Origin of the sequence: Vibrio sp. VP6 (assembly GCF_028823755.1) — a bacterium.
In the GTDB taxonomy this organism is placed as follows: Bacteria; Pseudomonadota; Gammaproteobacteria; order Enterobacterales; family Vibrionaceae; genus Vibrio; species Vibrio parahaemolyticus.
This window is the reverse complement of record NZ_JAPEID010000077.1, coordinates 1-5,907: the sequence shown is the minus strand read 5'-3', so window position 1 is coordinate 5,907 and position 5,907 is coordinate 1. Positions and strand designations below refer to the sequence as shown.

8 protein-coding genes are annotated in these 5,907 nt (G+C 41.3%); 4 read left to right on the top strand and 4 right to left on the bottom strand.

What is annotated here, in order from left to right; all coding sequences use genetic code 11:
• The first annotated feature begins 137 nt into the window (after positions 1-137).
• The 4 genes from OU793_RS23325 (at position 138) to OU793_RS23310 (ending at position 3,039) form a co-directional block, all read left to right on the top strand.
• A complete protein-coding gene (locus OU793_RS23325; protein ID WP_021018379.1) occupies positions 138-383 on the top strand; it encodes a prevent-host-death protein in 246 nt (81 codons plus the stop codon).
• Between the two features lie 10 nt (positions 384-393).
• Positions 394-732, top strand: coding sequence for a type II toxin-antitoxin system RelE/ParE family toxin (locus tag OU793_RS23320; RefSeq protein ID WP_024700504.1), 339 nt, complete (start codon positions 394-396; stop codon positions 730-732).
• 135 nt (positions 733-867) lie between these two features.
• Entirely contained in the window at positions 868-2,247 is a 1,380-nt protein-coding gene (locus tag OU793_RS23315; RefSeq protein WP_024699725.1) for an IS4 family transposase, read from the top strand.
• A gap of 444 nt (positions 2,248-2,691) precedes the next feature.
• Entirely contained in the window at positions 2,692-3,039 is a 348-nt protein-coding gene (locus OU793_RS23310; protein ID WP_024699773.1) for a hypothetical protein, read from the top strand.
• Between the two features lie 69 nt (positions 3,040-3,108).
• Here the strand turns inward: OU793_RS23310 and OU793_RS23305 are convergent, their stop codons facing one another.
• From OU793_RS23305 to OU793_RS23290, 4 genes are all read right to left on the bottom strand, one after another.
• Entirely contained in the window at positions 3,109-3,660 is a 552-nt protein-coding gene (locus tag OU793_RS23305; protein WP_024699774.1) for a heat-shock protein, read from the bottom strand.
• A gap of 730 nt (positions 3,661-4,390) precedes the next feature.
• Entirely contained in the window at positions 4,391-4,819 is a 429-nt protein-coding gene (gene tnpA, locus OU793_RS23300) for an IS200/IS605 family transposase (protein WP_024699775.1), read from the bottom strand.
• Positions 4,820-5,019: 200 nt separating this feature from the next.
• Complete coding sequence (locus OU793_RS23295; protein WP_024699776.1) at positions 5,020-5,616, bottom strand: transglutaminase-like cysteine peptidase; 597 nt, start codon at positions 5,614-5,616, stop codon at positions 5,020-5,022.
• Between the two features lie 93 nt (positions 5,617-5,709).
• A partial coding sequence (locus OU793_RS23290) for a hypothetical protein (RefSeq protein ID WP_274647860.1) occupies positions 5,710-5,907 on the bottom strand: 198 nt, incomplete at its 5' end.

Here is a 5,907-nt window from a genome sequence, read left to right as displayed (position 1 = left end):
ACGCTTAGGTGATCTAAATTTAAGCTAAATTTGACCCATTATTAATTTGCACGTATATTAACCATCAAGTGATGGTTCTCCTCACTAATATTGGCAATGAAAGAAAACCTCGAAAAATGGGTAAGGACAAACGTTACATGCGTACAGAGACAGTAAGCTTTTTGAAAAAACACGCTGCTGATCTTCCTTTAGATGATGCTATGACCATCACACAAAACGGCAAGCCGATTTATGTTGTGGAGTCATATGAAGAGCGCCAAAGACGCGATCAGGCTATTGCTTTGATGAAGCTGGTCAGTTTTGGACGTGAAGATATGACTGCTGGACGAACAACCAGCTCAGACAAATTTAAGGAGAGATTGGCGGCTCGAAAATCCAAATAAGAGGGACTTAATGAGCACCAATATTGTATACACCGAAGCATTTGAAAATATGACAGACGACCAAATCAACTACCTATCACTCTGGAGTGAAGAGGATGTTGTGGTCGAGAGGATTGAAACCCTTGTAGAGAAATTTGAGAGTAACATTACTGATAATCCAGAAATGCACCCTCCTTGCCACGAGTTAACAACTCTTGGCGTATACAATATTCGCCAATTCAGCTTTGATGGTTTCAAGTTGCTCTATGAATATCATGAGCACATTGACACCGTCGCAGCTCTCGCGTTGGTACGGGATAAGCAAAACCTACAATCGATGTTGGTCGATTACTGCTTAATCCACAAATAACGTTCAGAAAACAAAAGGCCGCTCGATAGCTGTCTCTTATACACAAATCCCCAAGCTTGTAGCTTGGGGATTTTTTTTGAACTCTTTCAAGTGTGTGTGATCTGATCACTTAGTAATCCTTACTGAAACACTAAGATGACACACTCAGACGCTAAACTTTGGGCACAAGAACAATTTGGACAAGCACAACTTAAAGACCCTCGAAGAACACAACGCCTCATCAGTTTAGCGACTTCTATTGCTAATCAACCAGGAGTCTCCGTGGCTAAACTTCCTTTTTCTCCCGCCGATATGGAAGGTGCATATCGCTTTATCCGCAATGATAACATCGATGCAAAAGACATCGCTGAAGCAGGTTTTCAATCAACGGTATCTCGAGCTAACGAGCATAAGGAATTACTCGCGCTTGAAGATACAACAACGCTCAGCTTTCCGCATCGAAGTATCAAAGAAGAACTCGGGCATACTAATCAAGGCGATAGAACTCGAGCTCTCCACGTACATTCGACGTTACTTTTTGCACCACAAAACCAAACCATTGTTGGTCTGATAGAGCAGCAGCGATGGAGCCGAGATATTACCAAGCGTGGGCAAAAGCACCAACACGCGACTCGCCCTTATAAGGAGAAAGAGAGTTACAAATGGGAGCAAGCTTCTCGTCGTGTCGTTGAACGCCTAGGGGATAAAATGTTAGATGTTATCTCGGTCTGTGACCGAGAAGCAGACCTCTTCGAATACTTAACTTATAAGCGTCAACATCAGCAGCGTTTTGTCGTTCGCTCAATGCAAAGTCGTTGTCTAGAAGAGCATGCTCAAAAGCTTTACGACTATGCGCAAGCGTTACCAAGCGTCAAGACAAAAGCGCTTACCATCCCCCAAAAAGGAGGAAGAAAAGCGAGAGATGTAAAGCTTGATGTTAAATATGGTCAGGTGACATTAAAGGCTCCGGCAAACAAAAAAGAGCATGCAGGCATACCTGTTTATTATGTTGGTTGTCTTGAGCAAGGGACATCAAAAGACAAGTTAGCATGGCACCTCTTGACGTCGGAGCCAATAAACAACGTTGAAGACGCCATGAGAATTATCGGTTATTACGAGCGTCGATGGCTGATTGAAGATTTCCATAAAGTCTGGAAAAGTGAAGGGACAGATGTGGAATCACTCAGGCTACAAAGTAAAGATAACTTAGAGAGATTAAGTGTCATCTATGCTTTTGTTGCTACGCGTTTATTGGCGTTACGCTTCATTAAAGAAGTTGATGAGCTAACGAAAGAAAGTTGTGAAAAGGTATTGGGCCAAAAAGCTTGGAAGCTACTGTGGTTGAAACTAGAAAGTAAGACGTTACCTAAAGAAGTGCCCGATATGGGCTGGGCGTACAAAAATCTCGCTAAATTAGGCGGTTGGAAAGATACCAAGAGGACGGGGAGAGCTTCAATAAAGGTGCTTTGGGAAGGATGGTTTAAATTACAAACCATCCTTGAAGGCTACGAACTCGCAATGTCTCTTGATCACTAGACTTGTGATCAAGAGACGGGTGGCTCGATAGCGGCTTTTTTATGTCCAAAATTCTATCTTCAGAAAAATTTGCAAACGTCGAATACACTTATTACGTTTAATAAAAAAATAATGAACAAAAACTTTCATTTCATTGGAGCTCTCCTGACTGCACTACTGCTAGCTGGTTGCTCAACAACGTACAACATCAGCGGAGACGTAAAACTCGAAGTTCACGGGGATCTTATAACAACTGAACGCGACACATTTGAAGTTTTGAATGACGTTAAGTTAGGATTATAAGTTCAGGCAGAGACATAGAGCCCTCTAGAGAGATCTATGTATTACATATGTAATACAGCTTAATTAATTCTTTACCATCAATATCGTCTTCAAAACCTTGTAACGCAACAACAATTAAGTGTTTATCGCAGTGCTCACCCCTTAACAGGGCGTTAGGCAAAAATGAGTTTTTCTAGAATAAAAGCAGTATGTGTAGAAGATTCGGTGGAAACAGAAGATGTGCTAGTTGTTGACTTATTTGTAAATACTGATAGTTCCGCACGTCCGATGGAGAGTTTTGGTTACACGATTGATGGCGGAGACAAGTGGCCTATTTATATTATACCCAAAGATAAAGAAGGGTTACTTCATTGGGGAGCAGGTGAAGGGAACGCTACATCAACAGTGAACTTGTTTCAAAGAAAGATTCAAATAGGTGAGTACATCACTCGTACTGATACTGATCGTAGCGGAACATCAGAGTGTACCTACAGAATTACTGAGGTTTTCGATTGGAGTCAACTTCGATAATTTGCCTAACAAAGCATTTAAGCATGATTCTGCTCGTATGGCTCTTTTACTATGCGTTGATTTTAGTGATTAAGCTACCGGCTTTGGCATCGGCTTATTGCGAAGAAGGTTGTGGCAAATGACCCAAAAATCCACTTTCTTTGGCCTACTTGGTCGCACATCTAACGGATATGCACTTTCAACATGGAAGCGCATCTTACCACGCTCTTTCCAAGCGCGATAAACAACTTGGTAGTTAACGTCATTACCTTCATCGTCTTTCAACATACAACTGCAGTAACGCGTGTAACCTCCGTGATAGCAGAACTGATCTGGTAACGTCTCGATAATTTGTGGTAAGTGGCGGGATAGCATATATCGAGTCTCATCGAAAACACGCAAGTCCGGTTGATATGGATACAGCTGTTCTTTTGCCACTACTTCGCCGTCGCGAATACTTCGAGTGAACGTATGATGCGATAAAGTAAAGAAGAGGGTGTAGCTCTCGTTACGTTTTGGGTGAGTAAATGTAATTTTAAGAGCATCTAGGTGGGATAAGTCAAATTCCTGCTCATCAACTTTGAACGATTTCCACTGCTGAACAGCACGATCAGGAAGGTTGAATAATTGCTTTTTCGCCATTGATGTCGGTTTTTCCTTACCCCAGAAATAACAAAGGCTCCATCTAGGGAGCCTCGTGAACTTATCATATAAGTTCAATTCAGAACATCATTACCGGACACTGCCTCGACCCTCAAGACTAAAGTAATCAATCAGGTTACGCGATGTCATCATTCAAAAATCAAGCGAGAGCTATTCAGTCTGAACAATGTCTGCTGCATCGTTTGACTAAATATTAGTGCAATAATGATATGCGAGTCAAGATTAGAGTACGTAATTTTTACGTATTTTTCACGTATTTTATCCGTAATTTAGCATAAAGGTCAGCGGGTTAAGTTTACGATTTGAAAGGCGATGAACCTTTTTTTTGGGCACACCTGAAGGAAGAAGGAAATGCCCCACTATATGCACTGTATTCGCTTTGATTTCACGTTTTTTTCTAAATGGTTCTTGTTTTTCCTTGGTGCTATCGTCGATTTGAAGCTAGTGAAATTCGGGGAGGTCTGAGCGTCTTCCTACTAGCTAACTTTCGTATCTCAATGGCGGTAAAGTTTTGCAGCTGCCTGTCTCACTTCAGTGTTCAAAGCCTTTCATATAATTCCTGCTTTCAATATCTTGGGGAGTAAAAATCGAAGTGGCGTATGGACTAACAAATTGCTTAAGGGTGATTCGCAATGCTGGAAAAAGTAAAGCAAATACTTGATAAGAATGATTTATCTTGTAGATACGTGCATGCACGGGGTACTTACTGTTACAACTCCATGCGGAGTTGACCAGAATCCTTTTCGCCCTGATGCCTAACGTAATTCGCTATTACCTGTTCATTCACGCCTACGCTACTGACAAAGTAACCTGGCGACCAAACAATGTTCTCTTTCCAGTAAACCTTACTTAGCCAACTGAACGTTTTTCGCATGTGGTGCGACGATTGGCTTTTTAGTTTACCCATGACGTCTGAAATACTGTACTTCGGTGGGATAAGCATCATCATATGCAGATGATCTTCATCAAAGCCTATCGTCTCGATCTCAACGCCAGGTAAACTTCGCAGTAACTTTGGCATAATCTTTCGTAGGTAGCTGCACATACCAGGGTTCAGGATTTTCCGACGGTACTTAGTCACCCAAACTATGTGATATTTAGTGTAATAAACACTATGGGACGAGGTGTAATATTGCATTTAGCCATCGTACCGTCTCCAAAGGCATTCATCCACGGGTAAACCCGTGGTTTTCTGTATCCACAGAATAAAAAATGCTCAAATACGGGATGAATGGACGTTTACTTGGGGGGCAACACGCAATAGCGTTGAGCTATATGCTGTCTCCGTAAAGCAAAATCACGAATATACTATAGGGCTATTTCAAGGAAAATTTTATATTAAATCAAATATTTTTGATCCAAAATATATAAAATATGTGATACTCGTTGTTTTTCTAATGTCGCCGCTGTCTGACTTCGATGGCGCTCTAACAAAGCAGCCCATTTCCCCATCCGTTCTTGACTATCCCCTATTAAATGGCCATCAATCCACATGTTGTGTAAATCAAAAACCACCACGGTTTGAGCGTCATGAACCTCATCCGCTAAATGGATTTGACTATAGCGATTATCCAAAACATAAATTCGTCCATCATCATGATGGTATTCCAATACTAGATGGTAGATTTTAGGCGTAGTGGATGGCAATAATAAATACGCGAGACGCAACCGGTTTGATGGCATTCCTTGCCTAAGTAACGAGAAGTACTTCGCTATCGCAATATCTTCACAATCGCCTTTAAATCGTCGCAATGTTTCTTCCGGTGTCGCCCAGTAATCTTTTTGCCCCCACAGTTTGATGTCACGAGTGTAAATGATTCGGTTATAAAAATCGTGCGTCATTAACAAACGACTTTTTATCCATTCAACATCTTGCGCTTTCACTTCATTCACGCCCCATAACAAATACAAAACAAGTCCAATTATTCGTCTCATTTCATCACTTATAATGACAATTCACCCAGTAGCCAGTATAGAAAAGATGACGAACACCAACAAAAAAAACAGGAAATTGGCTCATTTCTTTCGCTAAAAAACCATAAAAACGTGAACGATGCGACTATTCTTTAACAAGCAAGATTCCATTTTTAACAATCTTGTTACTTTGCCCTCTTTTTTCTCAATGGAAACAGGAGTACAACTTATGAAAAACCATTCTCGTACCGTCGACGCCATTCCCCCAAAGGTAATGCCCTCTTTTCTTGTGCATGCTCGGGAGCGAGGCGT

Bases quoted from the DNA above. Each gene is read 5' to 3' on its own strand.
- OU793_RS23325 (WP_021018379.1), top strand. From the start codon at position 138: ATGCGTACAGAGACAGTAAGCTTTTTGAAAAAACACGCTGCTGATCTT.
- OU793_RS23320 (WP_024700504.1), top strand. From the start codon at position 394: ATGAGCACCAATATTGTATACACCGAAGCATTTGAAAATATGACAGAC.
- OU793_RS23315 (WP_024699725.1), top strand. From the start codon at position 868: ATGACACACTCAGACGCTAAACTTTGGGCACAAGAACAATTTGGACAA.
- OU793_RS23310 (WP_024699773.1), top strand. From the start codon at position 2,692: ATGAGTTTTTCTAGAATAAAAGCAGTATGTGTAGAAGATTCGGTGGAA.
- OU793_RS23305 (WP_024699774.1), bottom strand. From the start codon at position 3,660: ATGGCGAAAAAGCAATTATTCAACCTTCCTGATCGTGCTGTTCAGCAG.
- tnpA (WP_024699775.1), bottom strand. From the start codon at position 4,819: ATGCAATATTACACCTCGTCCCATAGTGTTTATTACACTAAATATCAC.
- OU793_RS23295 (WP_024699776.1), bottom strand. From the start codon at position 5,616: ATGAGACGAATAATTGGACTTGTTTTGTATTTGTTATGGGGCGTGAAT.